Source organism: Maribacter spongiicola (assembly GCF_052119685.1).
In the GTDB taxonomy this organism is placed as follows: Bacteria; Bacteroidota; Bacteroidia; order Flavobacteriales; family Flavobacteriaceae; genus Maribacter; species Maribacter spongiicola_A.
Genome location: NZ_JBGQOO010000007.1, coordinates 23,885 through 40,375, shown reverse-complemented (window position 1 = coordinate 40,375; position 16,491 = coordinate 23,885). Strand labels below are relative to the sequence as shown.

Genomic DNA, 16,491 nt, shown 5'->3' with positions numbered 1-16,491 from the left:
AATTAAATACTGAGAATATCAAAAATACGAAATAGTAGTTGTTTTTTGTTCTTAATTTAACGTGTAAGTTAATCCTAGAAATGAACGTATACCCTGGTTAGGTCCGTATACGTAAGATGGATCAAAAGTCAATGCATTTGGATTGTTTGGTGTAGCAACCGCATTGCCATTAGTGTCAAAAGTTACTTCTTTATCAAATGGGTCGTTTGCACGTGCAATGATAAATGGATTTCCTCTATTTGGAGTCCAATCTAATAAGTTTTTTATACCTCCGTAGAACTCGAAATTCTTAAGTCCATCATACGTAAATTGTATGTTCTGAATACTCCATGCAGGTGAAAAATCTCGTCTGGGATCGCTTTCGCCTAAAGTAGGTAAACGCATAGGGCCGTATAAATTTCCAGTATAATCCACAGTTAAGTCCCAAGCAGGCATATCATAGCTAATACTCCAGTTTGCTGAATAACTTTCAGTAAGTATTTGTCTTTCTTTTACGCCGTCTTCCGTATTACTAACATTTTGTAATGTACCGCCTAGCATAAATTGTAAAACGTTGAATAAAGAAACATCTACATTGGCACTAACTCCTTTTGAAATAGATGTTCCGTTTAAATTATCATATATAATCTGATTAGGGTTTGTATCGTAATCAGGGATGATTACATTCTGAAAATTGGTATAAAATACAGAGGCATCTAAGCTTACAAAAGTGCCATTATCACCATAAATTTTCTTCAAGTAATTCAAGTTGACATTAAACGAGCGTTCTGGTTTCAATTCCTCTGCAATAATCACATCTCGCGAACCTGTTAGTGCAGCATGATCCTCGGTAAACAGATTTACCACTCTAAAACCTGTACCAGCGTTTAATCGAATAATATCATTGTCGGTGAATTTAAAACGATATGCCCCTCGCGGAGTAAAGATGTTACCATGGCGGTCATCATAATCGTAGCGACCACCTAATAGTAAAGAATGCTTTTTATTAAAAGCTATTTCATCTTGCGCAAAAATACTCGGTATTAGTACTTTGTCTGGTTCATTTTCATTGGAGTTTAAGGTAGCCGGAGTGTTGTCATCATAATAATTGTAACGTAATGCCGTACCTGCTAAAAGGCTATGTTTACCTATGGTCTTATCCCAAGTTAGTTGTGTAAAACCTATTCGTTGATCGGCTAGGTAAGGCACATTGCCATAAACAGAATTTTGTTTGTGGTCGTTATATGAAAAAGAGAGCATGAGTTGCTCTTCGACCGGTAATTGATATTTACCTAGAACTTCCCATCTGCGGGTATAGATACTTTCGCCGTAAACTTCATCTCCTCCTCTAAATTCTGGAGTCCATTGCATTTCGCCACCCCAACGATCTTCGTAAAAAAAGCGTCCGGCTAGCGTAAGAATTCGTGAATTATTCCTAGTAAAATTCCATTTTTGAAAAACCGAAATACGGTCTTGCAATGTTAGGTCTGTGAAATTATCCCCGTTATTATCTATGAGGTTATCATACTTAAAATAGTTGGCTCCTAAGAGCACATTAGTTTTCTTGCCAATATTAAATTTTGTGCCTATATCAAGGTTAAGTTCTCCCCATGAGGTAGAAAAACTATCAGCGAAAAAACCTGGTGCAGATAAGTTATTTTTCGTGATGATGTTTATGAGTCCGCCAACGGCTTCACTTCCGTAAAGGGTAGAAGCAGGACCTTTAACAACTTCAATTTGTTCAATAAGCGAGTTGGGTATACCAGATAATCCGTAAACGGTACCTAGACCACTAACTATCGGCATACCGTCAATGAGTACTAATGTATACGACCCTTCTAATCCATTAATATGAATATCACCGGTGTTACAAACATTGCAGTTTATTTGTGGTCTAACTCCGTTAACATTCTGCAAAGCTTCAAAAATACTAGCCGTTGGATTTTTCTTGAAAAAGGTCGGTTTGTATACTTCTACGGGCACCGGACTCTCTAATCTACTTACAGGCTTTAAGGTTCCGGTAACGACCATTTCATCTAAAGATTCGGTAGAATGTGATAAGCTGATATGAACGATTTGATCTGCGCCTTCGGTAATTGTAATTGTTTTGTAATATTTCTCAAAGCCAATGGTAGAAGCTATAAGAGTGTATTTTCCCGCGGGAACATCTTTTAAAGTATACTGTCCATTTTCATCTGAAGCAGTACCAATTTCGGTTCCCTTTAAATAAATATTTACATAGGCTTCTGAACCATCATTTGATGAAACAGTGCCAGATATAGTAGAATTTTGCGCACTTATAATACCGAAAGATGAAATAGAGCAAACAAAAAATATTATTTTAATCATCTAAAATTAAATTTAGGCAAATCTAAAAAATTGTTTTTACGCATAAAAATGTATTTTTGTGTTTATATTGTTTTAACATGACTTTATCTGAAGAAGATTACATAAAAGCTATTTATCATTTAAGCGAGTTCAATAGTAAGTCTGTTGCCACCAATGCAATAGCCGAACAAATGAAAACGAAGCCATCATCAGTTACCGATATGGTTAAAAAGCTATCTGAGAAGTCTTTGGTAAATTATAAAAAGTACCAAGGTGTGTCACTTTCTGAAAAAGGACGGCTGGTAGCATTATCCATCATCAGAAAACATCGTTTATGGGAAGTTTTTTTGGTTGACAAATTAAATTTTTCTTGGGATGAAGTACACGTGGTGGCCGAACAATTAGAACATATAAAGAGTGATACTTTAATAGATAAATTAGATGCCCATTTAGGATACCCAAAAGTAGATCCACACGGTGATCCGATCCCAAATAAAGACGGAGTCTTTACTAAATCAATTAAAAAATTGATTAGCGAATTACCTGTAGGCAGTCAAGGTGTTTGTGTTGGGGTAAATGACTCATCTGCAGCTTTTTTAAAGTTTTTAGATAAGAATAAAATTGCCTTGGGCGATACGTTTAAAATATTGGAAATTGAGGAGTTCGATGATTCCGTTACGATTTCTACACGGTCGGGATCTATCAGAATATCAAAGCAAATTGCAACAAATTTATTTTTAGATATAGTAGATGAAGAATAGTTTTTAACTGATGAATTTTTGAAATTATGGAACAAATTATAGCTTATTTTGAATCGATAGACCCAGTGTTGGCAGCGTTTTATGCGACATTATTCACTTGGGGACTAACAGCTGCAGGGGCTTCATTGGTTTTTCTATTTAAAACATTGAACCGTGCTGTATTAGATGGCATGTTAGGTTTTACTGGTGGGGTAATGGTTGCTGCAAGTTTTTGGAGCCTTTTGGCCCCTGGTATAGAAATGAGCCCCGGGGAAGGATTCGTAAAAGTGATACCCGCAGCTATTGGGTTTTTCTTAGGTGCAATGTTTATTTTTGGATTGGATAAAGTGCTACCTCATTTACACATTAATTTTAAGGAAAGTGAAGTAGAAGGTGTAAAAACACCTTGGCATAGAACAACGTTATTGACTTTGGCAATTACATTGCATAACATACCAGAAGGCTTAGCGGTAGGTGTTCTTTTTGGTGGGGTAGCCGCTGGTTTTGAAGGTGCATCAATTGGTGGTGCCGTTGCTTTGGCACTTGGTATAGGTCTTCAGAATTTTCCCGAGGGGTTTGCGGTAGCTATGCCATTACGTAGACATGGGTTAAGTAGAACAAAAAGTTTTATGTTCGGTCAGGCATCTGCACTTGTTGAGCCTATCGCTGCAGTATTAGGTGCTTGGGCAGTAATGACTTTTCAGCCTATTTTACCTTATGCTCTTTCTTTTGCTGCTGGTGCTATGATATTTGTTGTCGTAGAGGAAGTTATCCCGGAAACACAGCAAGATAAATACACCGATATTGCCACCATGGGCTTCATCGGTGGCTTCATTATTATGATGACTTTAGATGTTGGTTTAGGGTAAGCCTATTGTTTATTCTAGCACTAATAATTTACGGGCCAATATTTTAATGAACCGGTAATTTAATATCGATTTTAACGTTAAAGGCATTAGTATAGTTAACTTCATACTTTAAAATATTATGCATTCTTCTAAGAAAAGTTGGGTCTGGACAGTTATGTTGGTAATCACTGTTATATGCTGTGCATTTGTTTTAATTCTACATACTAGAAATTGGGTAGGTAATGATGGTAAAAATCTTAGCCTACGCTCAGGATTTTATAATGTCGAAATTCCTTTAAACGAACTTGATAGTGTTGTTTTTGTAGAAATAATACCACCAATGGAGCGTTTGCATGGCTTCTCTGCCCTAGAAAAAGAGAAGGGTGTATTTAGGGAGTTTAAAGATTCATTGACAGATAAAAAGGTTCGGATTTTTATAGATAACATCAATCAGAATAAAATAAAATTGGTTTATAAAGATTCAACTTATGTGTATTTTAACTTGAAAGACTCCGTTGAAACTGTTCAGTTATTTCAGCAGCTTAATGCTAAAATGAGTGTTTTAAGTAAGCCTAATTAAATCGCCGAAAGGTTATAACAGAAGAGTTTAGAAGTTGAGTAATCATTTGGCATAACTATTGAAACAATTCTAGATTTTAGAACTATTTGTAAAGATGAAAAAAGATTTATTAGTGCTATTTTTTTTAAGCTTCATAGCCACAGGAGTTTTTGCACAGCATAATGTTAGGGTAAGTATTGATGGAGTTACCTCTGAAAAAGGTAATATTTGTTTTGCTGTTTATAATAATGAAGATTCTTTTTTAAAATTCGATAAAGTTTACAAATCTGGTTCAGAGAAAGCGGTTAAGGGAAAAACAGCTTTTAATATCTCAGATTTACCTGATGGGGATTACGCAATTGCCATTTTTCATGATGCGAACGGTAATGAGAACTTAGATACTAATATGCTTGGCATTCCGAAAGAACAAATTGCTTTTTCTAAGGGCAAAATGAAAATGTTCGGTCCGCCAAAATATAAGGAATGTGTGTTTACCGTAAATTCTAATATTGAGATGAATATTAGTTTAAACTAATCACAATTAATAACTCGTTATCTTAATAACCCCATTAGAACCTTGGGTTCCGTAACCTGCAGCATCTGCCCCAGATAGAATAACTATTTTCTTTACATTATAACTATCTATCAGTTCGTTTACAGAATGAAACGAATTTCCGATTACTTGATTATTTAAAACATACAAGGGTTCTTGATTTCCGCCAGAATCGAACGAATTTGTGGTTTTGTTTAAAATGGGGACATTGTTTTGTAGCACCACTCCTGGTTTTTGCCTTATACGTTGTAATAACGAAACATTAGCTCTATTCTTTTCTCTTAATTCAGTATCTAAAGATGATTTCTCTTTGGTTGTATTTTTTGAAGGTCCGCAACTACACAATAGTATTGCCGCTGTTAAGCAAAGAGATAAGTAACTTTTCATTTTTATTTGATAATGGTTTCTGTAATTTATGAATTAAAAGGAGATGACAGTATCTTTGACAAAAAAAGTTATGGTATTAGTAGCACAATTGATAGGAGCTTTGTTAGGTTTATTAGCAGTTATCTTTGGTGCTTTTGGCGCTCATTTATTAAAGAAAACCTTTACTTCAGAACAATTGAATAGTTTTGAAACGGGAGTAAAATATCAAATGTACCACGCACTGTTAATATTGATGATCAGCTTTAATCTTAATCTAGAAACGGGTCTTGAGAAAGCTATTATCTATTGTCTAATTATCGGAACCATCTTATTTTCTTTCAGTATCTACGGTTTATGCATTTCTGCATCCAAAGGAAAAAAAATAAAAATTTTTGGTCCTATAACCCCTCTTGGCGGACTCTTTTTAGTAGTAGGTTGGGGGTTGTTATTCTATAGTTTTATTAAAAACTTGATTTAATTTATTCGGAAGAGGTAGCGGTAAATTCTTTAATCGCTGTATTCGGTTCCATAATAGCGTAACCTTCCCAAAAAGTTGGGTCGTACTTAGGCATATAAGTAGGTGATATGGAATTATTCTCTGTAAAACTGTCAAATGTAGCCTGATTTATATTTTCGGACTCAAATACAATCATTTCATTCTTTTCTATACTTATAATCACAAAATCCATATCTCCAGCTAATTCGTTTTGCTTATTTCTACCTTTTACAATCTTGTTCTTTTCAATAATTTTCAGTGGTCTTCTTACGCCAACCCTCATACCATTTTCAGATTCGTAGTAGCGTACACCATAAAAACCATCTTTGCCCTTGTTGTAAATTATTTTCCCTTTAGAAAGGTAGTTGTTAGTTGAAATGCCCAATAGACTAAATTTACTCGTAGGTTTAACATTAGAGTAGTCTACTTGTATTACTGCAAAATCATCTGCATTTACATATAAAGTACCTTCGTAATCTGCTGATCCGTCTGGTTTAAAAGAAATTACATAAACAGGATTATCACCTAAAAAGGTAAACTCTTGAAGGGAATAATCGTATTTTCTTTGCTTGTCAATAAAATTAAGTTCAGAATCTTCTTGTGTTGGTAAGCCACTAAATATTCTTGCAAGTTGATTTTTTTTCCAATTACCATAATTTTTTTGCTGGTCTTCTTTACTTTTCTTTTTCTCCTCAAGCTCTTTATTTACAGCTGCTACATCGGTAGAATCAACATCTTCTTCAAAAAGTGTACTTACTTCATCAGAATCTATTTTGAAGGACAATAAGCCAGATTTAATTTTAAAATAAGATCCAGGTTTTACGTTTTCTATTAAAATGTCGTTTAACCTTTCTTCGATCTTTTCATAATCAAATTCTGTATTTTCGTCATATAATTTAGAGGCTTTCAGTAAATTAAACTTTTGAAGTTCCTCGTCATTATTACCATATAGGTCTCCTACGACTTCAGAATAATAACTATCATTTTTAGGAACCGTAGAAATGATGCTATCTATAAACTGTTGGTTTAATACATCTATAGAAGATTTTTTTACCGTAAAATCACTCTTTGTCCAACGGTCAAAATTCGATGTTCGATGAAAAAGTCTTTTTTTCGAGAGGTCATTAGAATAGTTTTTTTCTAGATTATCCTCAACGAAATCCATAATCTCATCGGCAGTATAATTTTTGTTAGAGACGATAACCTCTCTTAACTCTATCGCTTTAGGTACAAGTGCAATTTTGGTTGTAGTAAATTCTGAAATAGGTTTGGAAAGTGTTTCATAAGCAATAGATGAAATAGTTAAGGAGTCAGACTCAGTAATAGTTTCGTTTAAAAGGAAGTTGAATTTACCTTCCTCATTGGTAATTACACCTTTATCTTTTAGTTGTATAGTGGCGAATGGTATGGGTTGTTGACTAACACTATCAATAACAGTTGCACTTAAGCTTTGTGCATTGGCATTAAATAGGTTGAAAATTAGAAATGTGAAAAAAGCTAGAAGAGGTAATTTGTTGTTCATAGGTTCGATTATTCTTACGCAATCTAGACGAACCAATGTAAGTAACGTTACAATTTTAGAAACTGTTAGGAACGTTTTAAATAAATTTTAACAAAAATCTATAATCTAATGACAGCCACAACCATCTTGGCCACAAGCCTTTGAGCTTTCTTTTTTACTGGACCAAATAGATTTTGGGATAAAAAATTTAGTAACTATATAACCAACAGAAATAGCTAAAGTGATGTAAACTAAGATGTGTTGTATCATGTGTTTTTATTTTAATAATTGATAAGCTATTAAAGCAACAATATAAGCAAATAGGCTCATAAATACTAGTTGCCCCGCAGGCCATTTCCAAGAATTCGTTTCTCTTTTTACTACAGCCAATGTACTCATACATTGCATGGCAAATGCATAAAATAGAAGTAGCGAAACACCAGAAGCTAAATTAAATAGTGGCTTTTGAGTTCTAGGGTTTACTTCTGCAGCCATTCTATTTTTTATGGTTTCTTCTTCATCATTACCTACGCTGTAAATAGTTGCCAATGTGCCGACAAAAACTTCTCTGGCTGCAAATGAGGTGATGACGGCAATACCAATTTTCCAATCATAGCCTAAAGGTCTTACAATAGGTTCTATAGCTTTACCCATATGACCCATATAAGAGTGCTCTAGTTTATACCCTGCTATTTCTTGCGCTAATGCGCGTTCTTCAAGTTCTTTTTGTTGGTCAGATGCATTTGGGTTGTTTATATCTAAACCATCTTGATGGGTGTCAAAATAAACTTCACTACTGGTACTGAAACCTTCATGTTCTACACGGTTGGTTACAATGGTCTCTGCATTTTTAAATTCGTCAGAAGATCCGTTAGAGCCTAAAAACCATAGAATTATTGAAATTGCTAAAATGATTTTACCTGCCCCGAAAACAAAACTTTTAGTCTTTTCAAGAACGGTATAGCCTACGTTTTTAAGCAATGGTAATTTGTAATTCGGCATTTCTACCACAAAGAAAGATTTGCTCTTTATTTTAAGTATTTTATTTAAGATTACCGCCGATAGAATAGCAGCTCCAAAACCCATTAAGTACAAAGACATTAAGGTCAGTGCTTTATAGCTTAAGCCTAAAAAGCTACCTTCGGGTATGACCAATGCTATAATAATCAGGTATACTGGCAAACGAGCCGAGCAGGTGGTAAACGGAGTTACTAATATGGTAATTAATCGTTCTTTCCAGTTTTCAATGGTTCTGGTAGCCATCACTGCAGGTATAGCACATGCTGTTCCTGATATTAACGGAACTACACTTTTACCACTTAAGCCAAACGGGCGCATTATTCTATCCATTAAAAATACCACCCTACTCATGTAGCCCGTTTCTTCTAACAAGGCTATAAAAAGAAACAAGAACGCTATCTGTGGAATAAAAATAACAATACCGCCAATGCCAGATAAAATTCCCTCTGCAATTAGGTTCGTGAAAACCCCTGGTGGCAATGTGTTTTTTACCCATTCTGTTGCAGATGCAAAAAAACCGTCAATAAGATCCATCGGGTATTCGCTCCATCCATAAATGGCTTGAAATATGGTCAATAAAATTAGAAAGAATATAAGGTAGCCAAATACTTTATGTGTTAGCACCTTGTCTAAAGTTGCTCTAAAACCTTTGGCGGCATTAACGTCGACCTTATAGGTCTCTTTTAAAATTCCGTTAATAAACTGGTATCTTAAAATCGTTTCTTTCTGTTGAAGACGCTTTAGTTCAGATTTAGATTTGGTGGCAAACGAAGTGGCATCTTTAAATAATGTCTTTTCAAGAGGCATAAAATTGACATCTTGAGTTATAACCAGCCATAGTTTGTACACATCTTCTTTTGGGAAGGTGGTAGAAAGTTTCTCAAAATAATCGGGCGCGATTACAGAGATGTCTACATTTTGGGTTTTTGGTAAATTCTTATAATCGGCAATTAATTCTCTTAGTTTTTCTATACCCGTTTCTTTTCGGGTACTTACTAATGCAATTTTGGCGTTTAGCTTTTTTTCTAGTAATTCTATATCTATGGTAATACCCTTTCGAGACATACGGTCTGCCATGTTAATGACCAGTATAGTGGGTATTTTTAAATCTTTTATTTGTGTAAAAAGAAGAAGATTTCTTTTTAGGTTCTCTACATCAGAAACTACAATGGCCACATCTGGGTGGTCTCTATCATTTTTATTGAGAAGCAGTTCTACAGCAACACTTTCATCTAAAGAGGTTGTGTTTAAGCTGTATGTGCCTGGTAAATCTAAAATATGGGCTTTTACACCTCGTGGAAGTTTACAGATTCCTTCTTTTTTCTCAACGGTAATACCTGGGTAGTTACCTACTTTCTGGTTTAACCCGGTAAGCTGATTAAAAACCGAAGTTTTACCGGTGTTTGGGTTCCCGATAAGGGCTACATTGATTTGTTTGCTCATATAACCACATTATCTTCAATAATATCAAGTGCTATATGTAAGGCCATTTCTCTTCTTATGGCAATATGCGATCCGTTGACATTGATATAGATGGGATCATTTAAAGGAGCTACTTGCACTAATTCTACTACATTACCTGGTAAACAACCTAGCTCTAGTAGTTTTATAGGTAATAGGTTTTCGGTGAATTCTTTAATAATTCCCCTTTGACCTCTTTTTAAATGTGCGACTGTAGTTTCCAATCTTTATTTAGATTCATTATAAGTAACAAAAGTAAAGCAAATAATCCAATTAGGAAATTAATACAACTTAAATCTAATACTGTTAGACTGTCTTACCTTAAAGGTTTAATCGTTGTTTTCGTCGTAAGACTTTTTCAAAATTTCAATGTCGGCCAAAATCTTTACGATATCTTCTATCTTGGTGCCATCGTAGAAACCTCGAATTCTCTTTTTCTTATCTACCAAAATGAAATTTTCGGTGTGTATCATATCAAACGGTCCGCCATCACCATCTGTTTTTACGGCTAAATACGATTTACGGGCAAGATCATAGATTTGTTTTTTATCACCCGTAACTAAATTCCATGTTGCATCGTCTACCCCTTTTTCTAGGGCATATTTCTTTAGCTGAGCTACAGAATCTATTTCTGGTGTTACCGAGTGTGATAATAACATTACACCAGAATCGTTACCAAGGGCTTTTTGTAGATCGACCATGTTTTTGGTCATTATGGGGCAAATAGTAGGGCAGGTGGTAAAGAAGAAATCGGCAATGTAAATTTTATCCTTGTAATCTTCTTGAGTAATCGTTTCGCCATTTTGGTTGGTCAAAGAGAAATCGGCGATAGTATGGTATTTTCTAACATGCTGAATCTCTTCAGAAACCAATTCTGCATTCACCATAGCAGGCGAATATACCGGTAACAACTTTACAGGTTGTAAGGCATTATAGAACAGATACATGATAACTGCAGAAATTGGCAGTAGCACCAGACCGAATAACTTGAATTTAGCAAAAAAAGAACGCATACGAATTTTTTACAAAGGTACGCTAGGGTGCTTTATTTTTCAAGCAAATAGGTAGGTTCAGGTTATAAATTATTCATAAAATACCACTACCTCAGTGTGTTTCTTTTTTTTAGCGGTTGTAAAAATGTACTTTTGTGCGATTTTAATTTTCAGGAAAAAAGAATGAGCCCCATTATAATAAAGACAATACAATTTTTTTTAAGCCTTTCTATACTTATAGTACTACACGAGTTAGGGCATTTTATACCAGCAAAATATTTTAAAACAAGAGTAGAGAAATTCTACTTATTCTTTGATGTGAAGTTTTCACTTTTCAAAAAGAAAATAGGAGAAACTGAATACGGAATTGGTTGGTTGCCATTAGGCGGATATGTGAAAATATCTGGAATGATAGATGAAAGCATGGATAAAGAAGCCATGGCAGAAGAACCTAAGGAATGGGAGTTTAGAAGTAAACCGGCTTGGCAACGTTTAATTATCATGTTAGGTGGTGTTACTGTCAATTTTGTGCTAGCGGTAATTATTTTTATTGGTTTAGCTTATGCTTATGGAGAGCAATATATTGCAAACGATAGTTTAAAAGATGGTGTTTGGATAACTGACACAACCTTAGGAAATGCACTTGGAATAGAAACAGGAGATAAGGTTATAGCTGTTGATGGTAAGAAGATTAAGGCGTTAAATAGTATTATGCCCGAAGTTGTTTACGGAGAAAAAATAACCTTGGAGCGTAATGGTAATACTATAGAAAAAGATATTCCGGTTGATTTTATAGAAACCATATCTGATAATAGGGAGAATGCTAGATTTATTAAACCAAGGTTACCCTGGGTAATTAGTCAAGTTCCTGAAGAATCACAAAATGTAAGTGCTGGTTTTGAGGTTGGTGATATCTTAACAACAATTGCAGGTACCTCTGTTATATATCAAGATCAAGTTTTTCCTATTTTAGAAGCTAAAAAAGGAACTACAGTTGATGTTGTAGTAAAACGAAATGGAGCAAATGTGCCTTTACAAGCAAAAGTGTCTGAAGATGGAAAACTAGGACTAATGATTGGTTTGACTACAATTGATGCAGAAGAACAAGGATATTTAAAAATAAATACAACAGACTACACTTTCATAGAATCTATCCCGGCAGGATGGAACAAAGGCGTTAAAACCCTTACAGATTATATTAAAGGAATGAAGAAGATCTTCAACCCTGATACCGGTGCCTATAAAGAGGTTGGTGGTTTTGCTGCCATAGGTGGTATGTTCCCAGATACTTGGAACTGGCCACAGTTTTGGGCAACAACTGCATTTATATCCATTATTCTGGCATTTATGAACATACTTCCGATCCCTGCTTTAGATGGCGGACACGTTATGTTTTTGCTATATGAAATGGTTACCGGTAGAAAGCCAAGTGATAAGTTTTTAGAGTACGCACAAATCACCGGGTTCTTTATTTTAATAGCCTTATTACTGTTCGCAAATGGTAACGATGTGTATAAATTGATATTTAAATAAAAAAAATAATTTATTTATTTGGCGACTTTCAAAAAACCACTATATTTGCACCCGCTTTAGGAAACTAAAACGGGTTATTTTCCTCCTTAGCTCAGTTGGTTAGAGCATCTGACTGTTAATCAGAGGGTCCTTGGTTCGAGCCCAAGAGGGGGAGCAAAAAGCGAAATCCAATCTATTTATTTAGGTTGGATTTTTTGTTTTTGGTCAATACCGACGGCTCTTCGCACTGTTCTATCTTACACTTCTGCTTTTTCCCATAAAATCCAATTTTCAATTGATTACCTGAAATTAGGTGTTCTATTCGGTGCCACTATTTAAAACTCTAAGTATCTCTGTTATTTAAATAATCAACAGATAGGGTCATTTCAATTCGATTAAATACATCGCCAATCTTTTTCAATATCTTTGGTAAACACTCATACTGTTTTATAATACAAAATATGTCAAACTATTTAATTACGGTAAACGAAGAAGAACTACACGTTAATAGTAGCGATGTCGATTCTCTTGATAGCATTAAAGTCGATGCAAAAAACCTTCATATTTTAGATAATAATAGTGCTTTTCAAGTAGAGATAGTCCATTCCGATTTTTTGAACAAGACGATGTCCATGTCTATCAACGGAAATATGTACGACATCAAGCTGCAAGACGAGTACGATCAGCAGGTCAAAAAAATGGGATTGCTAGTGGTTACGACTCAAAAACTGAACGAGGTAAAAGCACCAATGCCAGGGTTAATTGTTGATGTAATGGTTGAAGTGGGTCAAGAGATTGTAGAAGGTACTCCCTTATTGGTCTTGTCGGCAATGAAAATGGAAAATATTATTCTTGCCCAAGGAGAGGGAATTATTAAGTCTATTGAAGTTAAAAAAGACGACGCTGTAGAAAAAGGACAAGTGATTATTGAAATGGAGTAGAGACCTAACACGATAGCTGTTATTGCATCCAGAATACATTACCTAGATCAACTTCAGGATTTGCCCATAAGGTAAAATCTTAAATTTCATAGAAAACCTCTAAGTAATGAAATCTCGATTATCGAGTTAAATAAGTTTTAATGAAGAAAATACTAATAGCCAACCGAGGTGAAATAGCTTTACGAATAATGAAAACTGCCCAGAAAATGGGTATTAAAACCGTTGCCGTATATTCAGAGGTTGACCGCCATTCACCACATGTTAAGTTTGCTGATGAAGCAGTTTTATTGGGGCCTGCGCCATCATCAGAATCATATCTGGTCATGGATAAAATTATTAATGCAGCTAAAGTAACTGGAGCCGAAGGTATTCACCCAGGTTACGGATTCTTAAGTGAAAATTCTGTTTTTGCTCAAATGGTTGAAGATAATGGCATCACCTTTATTGGGCCTAAGCCTCACGCAATTAAAGTGATGGGAAATAAACTGGCGGCAAAAGAGGCGGTTCGTGATTATGATATTCCTATGGTGCCAGGTATCGAAGAGGCGATAACAGATGTCGCCTTAGCCGAAAAGGTGGCAAAAGAAATAGGATTTCCAATTTTAATTAAAGCTTCTGCTGGTGGTGGTGGTAAAGGAATGCGTGTTGTTGAAAATTTGAAAGATTTGCCAGAACAAATGGATAGAGCTATCAGCGAAGCACTAGCTTCATTTGGTGATGGTTCTGTTTTTATAGAAAAGTATGTGGGCTCGCCTAGGCATATCGAAATTCAAGTATTAGCCGATACACATGGCAATACAGTTCATTTATTTGAACGGGAATGTAGTGTGCAAAGAAGGCATCAAAAAGTAGTTGAAGAAGCTCCGTCAGCAGTTTTGACTCCAGAAATTAGAAAGGCGATGGGCGAAGCTGCTATTAAAGTAGCAAAAGCTTGTGATTATGTCGGTGCTGGTACGGTGGAGTTTTTACTAGACGAAAAAAAGAACTTTTACTTCTTAGAAATGAATACAAGGTTACAAGTAGAGCATCCGGTTTCTGAGTTGATATCTGGTATAGATTTGGTAGAACAACAAATAAAAGTAGCCCGTGGCGAAAAGCTGGCTTTTACCCAAGAGGATTTGAAAATAACAGGTCATGCGCTTGAGGTACGTGTGTATGCAGAAGACCCGTTAGCTAATTTTATGCCGAGTATTGGTACATTATCAACCTATAAAACTCCGGTAGGTGAGGGTATTCGTGTTGATGATGGTTTCGAAGAAGGTATGGAGGTTCCTATTTATTATGACCCCATGATTTCTAAATTGATTACCTATGGTAAAAATAGGGAAGAAGCCATACAATTAATGATAAAGGCAATTGATGGCTATAAAGTTGAAGGTGTTGCAACAACCTTGTCCTTTGGCAAATTTGTATGTGAGCATGAAGCTTTTACATCTTGGAATTTCGATACACATTTTGTCAAAAACTACTATTCTCCAGAACTTTTAGAAAAGCAGTATGCTGAAGAAAGAAGAATAGCAGCATTGGTAGCCTTAAAGTTGTATTTAGAAAATGATAAAATAGTAAAAATTCCGACTAAGGTTTCTTCAAATTGGAAGAAGAGCAGAACTTAGAATTGCTAAAAAAAGATTTGAAAAATTAGAATGAAAGATAATAAACAAATACTAGCGGAGAAACTTGCATTGGCTAATTTGGGTGGTGGTCAAGAACGTATTGATAAGCAACATGCCAAAGGAAAGTTAACTGCTCGTGAGCGTATTCATTTTTTGTTAGATGAGGGCTCATTTGAAGAAATGGGTGCTTTGGTTACGCACCGTACTAAAGATTTTGGTATGGAAAAACAAGTTTTCTATGGCGACGGAGTGGTAACTGGTTATGGGACAATTAACGGGAGGCAAGTTTGCGTTTTTGCACAAGATTTTACGGTTTTTGGTGGTGCGCTTTCTGAAACCCATGCTGAAAAAATCTGTAAAATAATGGATATGGCTATGAAAATTGGTGTTCCAATGATTGGTTTAAATGACAGTGGTGGTGCTCGAATTCAAGAAGGGGTACGTTCTTTAGGTGGTTATGCCGATATTTTTCATAAGAACGTAATGGCATCTGGAGTAATTCCGCAGATTTCTGCCATAATGGGTCCATGTGCAGGTGGTGCAGTTTATTCGCCAGCAATGACCGATTTTACCTTAATGGTAGAGAACTCTAGTTATATGTTTGTTACAGGACCTAATGTGGTTAAAACGGTGACAAATGAAGAGGTAACATCAGAAGAATTGGGTGGTGCTTTAACACATGCTACAAAATCTGGAGTAACACACTTAACCGCTGCGAATGATATTCAATGTATCAATCAGATTAAGCAGATGATTAGTTATATGCCTCAAAATTGTGAAGATAAACCAGCAGATATTCCATTTAAGCTGGCTAATGAGGTGCGCGATGTATTAGAAGATATTGTTCCTGAGAATGCAAATCAACCTTACGATATGCGTCATGTAATTAACGGAATTATTGATCAAGACACGTTCTTTGAAATTCATGAAGCATATGCCGATAACATCGTTGTGGGTTTTGCACGTTTAGGTGGTAAAAGTATTGGTATTGTTGCTAATCAGCCTATAAGTTTGGCGGGTGTATTAGATGTTGATAGTTCAAAAAAGGCAGCCCGTTTTACTCGGTTTTGCGATTGCTTCAATATTCCGCTTTTAGTATTGGTAGATGTACCTGGATTTTTACCGGGTACAGATCAAGAATGGAACGGAATTATAACTAATGGTGCAAAGTTATTATATGCTTTAAGCGAAGCAACTGTACCTAAAGTAACTGTTATTACAAGAAAAGCATACGGTGGTGCGTATGATGTAATGAACTCTAAACATATCGGAGCTGATTTAAATTACGCGTGGCCAGGTGCAGAAATTGCAGTAATGGGAGCAAAAGGAGCAAGTGAAATTATTTTTAAGAAAGAAATAAGTGCAGCGGATGATCCTGTGGCGAAATTGGCTGAAAAAGAGGCTGAATATGCAGAATTGTTTGCAAACCCATATAGCGCGGCACAAAGAGGATTTATAGATGAGGTGATTCTGCCAAAAGATACCAGAAGAAAATTAATAAAAGCATATACAATGCTCGAGAATAAAGTAGCTACTTTACCAAAGAAAAAGCATGGTAATATTCCGTTGTAATGTTCTACTT

The 16,491-nt window shown here is 35.4% G+C and carries 15 protein-coding genes and 1 tRNA gene; 10 read left to right on the top strand and 6 right to left on the bottom strand.

What is annotated here, in order from left to right:
* Nucleotides 1-51: 51 nt before the first annotated feature.
* A complete protein-coding gene (locus tag ACEN2N_RS12145; protein WP_441824576.1) occupies nucleotides 52-2,328 on the bottom strand; it encodes a TonB-dependent receptor in 2,277 nt (758 codons plus the stop codon).
* A 77-nt stretch (nucleotides 2,329-2,405) separates the two neighbouring features.
* On the opposite strand from ACEN2N_RS12145, the gene ACEN2N_RS12140 reads away from it, so the two are divergent.
* The 4 genes from ACEN2N_RS12140 (at nucleotide 2,406) to ACEN2N_RS12125 (ending at nucleotide 4,989) form a co-directional block, all read left to right on the top strand.
* Complete coding sequence (locus ACEN2N_RS12140; RefSeq protein ID WP_441824575.1) at nucleotides 2,406-3,068, top strand: metal-dependent transcriptional regulator; 663 nt, start codon at nucleotides 2,406-2,408, stop codon at nucleotides 3,066-3,068.
* 26 nt (nucleotides 3,069-3,094) lie between these two features.
* Nucleotides 3,095-3,916, top strand: a complete 822-nt coding sequence (locus ACEN2N_RS12135; protein ID WP_423996894.1) for a ZIP family metal transporter — start codon at nucleotides 3,095-3,097, stop codon at nucleotides 3,914-3,916.
* Between the two features lie 118 nt (nucleotides 3,917-4,034).
* Complete coding sequence (locus ACEN2N_RS12130; RefSeq protein ID WP_441824574.1) at nucleotides 4,035-4,475, top strand: hypothetical protein; 441 nt, start codon at nucleotides 4,035-4,037, stop codon at nucleotides 4,473-4,475.
* 94 nt (nucleotides 4,476-4,569) lie between these two features.
* Nucleotides 4,570-4,989 (top strand): DUF2141 domain-containing protein, encoded by a 420-nt coding sequence (locus ACEN2N_RS12125; protein WP_441824573.1) that lies wholly within the window; start codon nucleotides 4,570-4,572, stop codon nucleotides 4,987-4,989.
* A gap of 6 nt (nucleotides 4,990-4,995) precedes the next feature.
* On the opposite strand, the gene ACEN2N_RS12120 is transcribed toward ACEN2N_RS12125, so the two are convergent.
* Nucleotides 4,996-5,394 (bottom strand): TonB-dependent receptor plug domain-containing protein, encoded by a 399-nt coding sequence (locus ACEN2N_RS12120; protein WP_441824572.1) that lies wholly within the window; start codon nucleotides 5,392-5,394, stop codon nucleotides 4,996-4,998.
* Nucleotides 5,395-5,437: 43 nt separating this feature from the next.
* Between ACEN2N_RS12120 and ACEN2N_RS12115 the strand changes: the two genes are divergently transcribed.
* Complete coding sequence (locus ACEN2N_RS12115; RefSeq protein ID WP_441824571.1) at nucleotides 5,438-5,851, top strand: DUF423 domain-containing protein; 414 nt, start codon at nucleotides 5,438-5,440, stop codon at nucleotides 5,849-5,851.
* A 1-nt stretch (nucleotide 5,852) separates the two neighbouring features.
* Here ACEN2N_RS12115 and ACEN2N_RS12110 read toward each other — a convergent pair whose 3' ends face one another.
* The 4 genes from ACEN2N_RS12110 to ACEN2N_RS12095 all read right to left on the bottom strand — a co-directional run bounded on the left by ACEN2N_RS12110 (nucleotide 5,853) and on the right by ACEN2N_RS12095 (nucleotide 10,864).
* The gene (locus ACEN2N_RS12110; protein WP_441824570.1) at nucleotides 5,853-7,391 is read right to left on the bottom strand and encodes a carboxypeptidase-like regulatory domain-containing protein; all 1,539 of its coding nucleotides are present in this window, start codon (nucleotides 7,389-7,391) and stop codon (nucleotides 5,853-5,855) included.
* A gap of 255 nt (nucleotides 7,392-7,646) precedes the next feature.
* Nucleotides 7,647-9,833: a ferrous iron transport protein B gene (gene feoB / locus ACEN2N_RS12105; RefSeq protein WP_441824569.1), complete on the bottom strand. Its 2,187-nt coding sequence runs from the start codon at nucleotides 9,831-9,833 to the stop codon at nucleotides 7,647-7,649.
* Complete coding sequence (locus ACEN2N_RS12100) at nucleotides 9,830-10,075, bottom strand: FeoA family protein (protein WP_423996909.1); 246 nt, start codon at nucleotides 10,073-10,075, stop codon at nucleotides 9,830-9,832. Before ACEN2N_RS12100 ends, feoB begins: the two co-directional genes overlap by 4 nt.
* Before the next feature lie 105 nt (nucleotides 10,076-10,180).
* Nucleotides 10,181-10,864: an SCO family protein gene (locus ACEN2N_RS12095; protein WP_441824568.1), complete on the bottom strand. Its 684-nt coding sequence runs from the start codon at nucleotides 10,862-10,864 to the stop codon at nucleotides 10,181-10,183.
* Between the two features lie 162 nt (nucleotides 10,865-11,026).
* Here ACEN2N_RS12095 and rseP point away from each other — a divergent pair, with 162 nt between their 5' ends.
* The 5 genes from rseP (at nucleotide 11,027) to ACEN2N_RS12070 (ending at nucleotide 16,481) form a co-directional block, all read left to right on the top strand.
* Complete coding sequence (gene rseP / locus ACEN2N_RS12090; RefSeq protein ID WP_441824567.1) at nucleotides 11,027-12,376, top strand: RIP metalloprotease RseP; 1,350 nt, start codon at nucleotides 11,027-11,029, stop codon at nucleotides 12,374-12,376.
* Between the two features lie 80 nt (nucleotides 12,377-12,456).
* A tRNA-Asn gene (locus ACEN2N_RS12085) sits at nucleotides 12,457-12,530 on the top strand.
* A gap of 286 nt (nucleotides 12,531-12,816) precedes the next feature.
* Nucleotides 12,817-13,296, top strand: coding sequence for an acetyl-CoA carboxylase biotin carboxyl carrier protein subunit (locus tag ACEN2N_RS12080; RefSeq protein WP_441824566.1), 480 nt, complete (start codon nucleotides 12,817-12,819; stop codon nucleotides 13,294-13,296).
* Between the two features lie 140 nt (nucleotides 13,297-13,436).
* On the top strand, nucleotides 13,437-14,909 hold the full coding sequence (locus tag ACEN2N_RS12075) for an acetyl-CoA carboxylase biotin carboxylase subunit (RefSeq protein ID WP_441824565.1): 1,473 nt from the start codon (nucleotides 13,437-13,439) through the stop codon (nucleotides 14,907-14,909).
* Nucleotides 14,910-14,939: 30 nt separating this feature from the next.
* The gene (locus ACEN2N_RS12070; protein ID WP_441824564.1) at nucleotides 14,940-16,481 is read left to right on the top strand and encodes an acyl-CoA carboxylase subunit beta; all 1,542 of its coding nucleotides are present in this window, start codon (nucleotides 14,940-14,942) and stop codon (nucleotides 16,479-16,481) included.
* Nucleotides 16,482-16,491: the final 10 nt, after the last annotated feature.

What these genes read in the sequence shown, in the direction of transcription:
- ACEN2N_RS12145 (WP_441824576.1), bottom strand. Translation starts at nt 2,328, where the DNA reads ATGATTAAAATAATATTTTTTGTTTGCTCTATTTCATCTTTCGGTATT.
- ACEN2N_RS12140 (WP_441824575.1), top strand. Translation starts at nt 2,406, where the DNA reads ATGACTTTATCTGAAGAAGATTACATAAAAGCTATTTATCATTTAAGC.
- ACEN2N_RS12135 (WP_423996894.1), top strand. Translation starts at nt 3,095, where the DNA reads ATGGAACAAATTATAGCTTATTTTGAATCGATAGACCCAGTGTTGGCA.
- ACEN2N_RS12130 (WP_441824574.1), top strand. Translation starts at nt 4,035, where the DNA reads ATGCATTCTTCTAAGAAAAGTTGGGTCTGGACAGTTATGTTGGTAATC.
- ACEN2N_RS12125 (WP_441824573.1), top strand. Translation starts at nt 4,570, where the DNA reads ATGAAAAAAGATTTATTAGTGCTATTTTTTTTAAGCTTCATAGCCACA.
- ACEN2N_RS12120 (WP_441824572.1), bottom strand. Translation starts at nt 5,394, where the DNA reads ATGAAAAGTTACTTATCTCTTTGCTTAACAGCGGCAATACTATTGTGT.
- ACEN2N_RS12115 (WP_441824571.1), top strand. Translation starts at nt 5,438, where the DNA reads ATGACAGTATCTTTGACAAAAAAAGTTATGGTATTAGTAGCACAATTG.
- ACEN2N_RS12110 (WP_441824570.1), bottom strand. Translation starts at nt 7,391, where the DNA reads ATGAACAACAAATTACCTCTTCTAGCTTTTTTCACATTTCTAATTTTC.
- feoB (WP_441824569.1), bottom strand. Translation starts at nt 9,833, where the DNA reads ATGAGCAAACAAATCAATGTAGCCCTTATCGGGAACCCAAACACCGGT.
- ACEN2N_RS12095 (WP_441824568.1), bottom strand. Translation starts at nt 10,864, where the DNA reads ATGCGTTCTTTTTTTGCTAAATTCAAGTTATTCGGTCTGGTGCTACTG.
- rseP (WP_441824567.1), top strand. Translation starts at nt 11,027, where the DNA reads ATGAGCCCCATTATAATAAAGACAATACAATTTTTTTTAAGCCTTTCT.
- ACEN2N_RS12080 (WP_441824566.1), top strand. Translation starts at nt 12,817, where the DNA reads ATGTCAAACTATTTAATTACGGTAAACGAAGAAGAACTACACGTTAAT.
- ACEN2N_RS12075 (WP_441824565.1), top strand. Translation starts at nt 13,437, where the DNA reads ATGAAGAAAATACTAATAGCCAACCGAGGTGAAATAGCTTTACGAATA.
- ACEN2N_RS12070 (WP_441824564.1), top strand. Translation starts at nt 14,940, where the DNA reads ATGAAAGATAATAAACAAATACTAGCGGAGAAACTTGCATTGGCTAAT.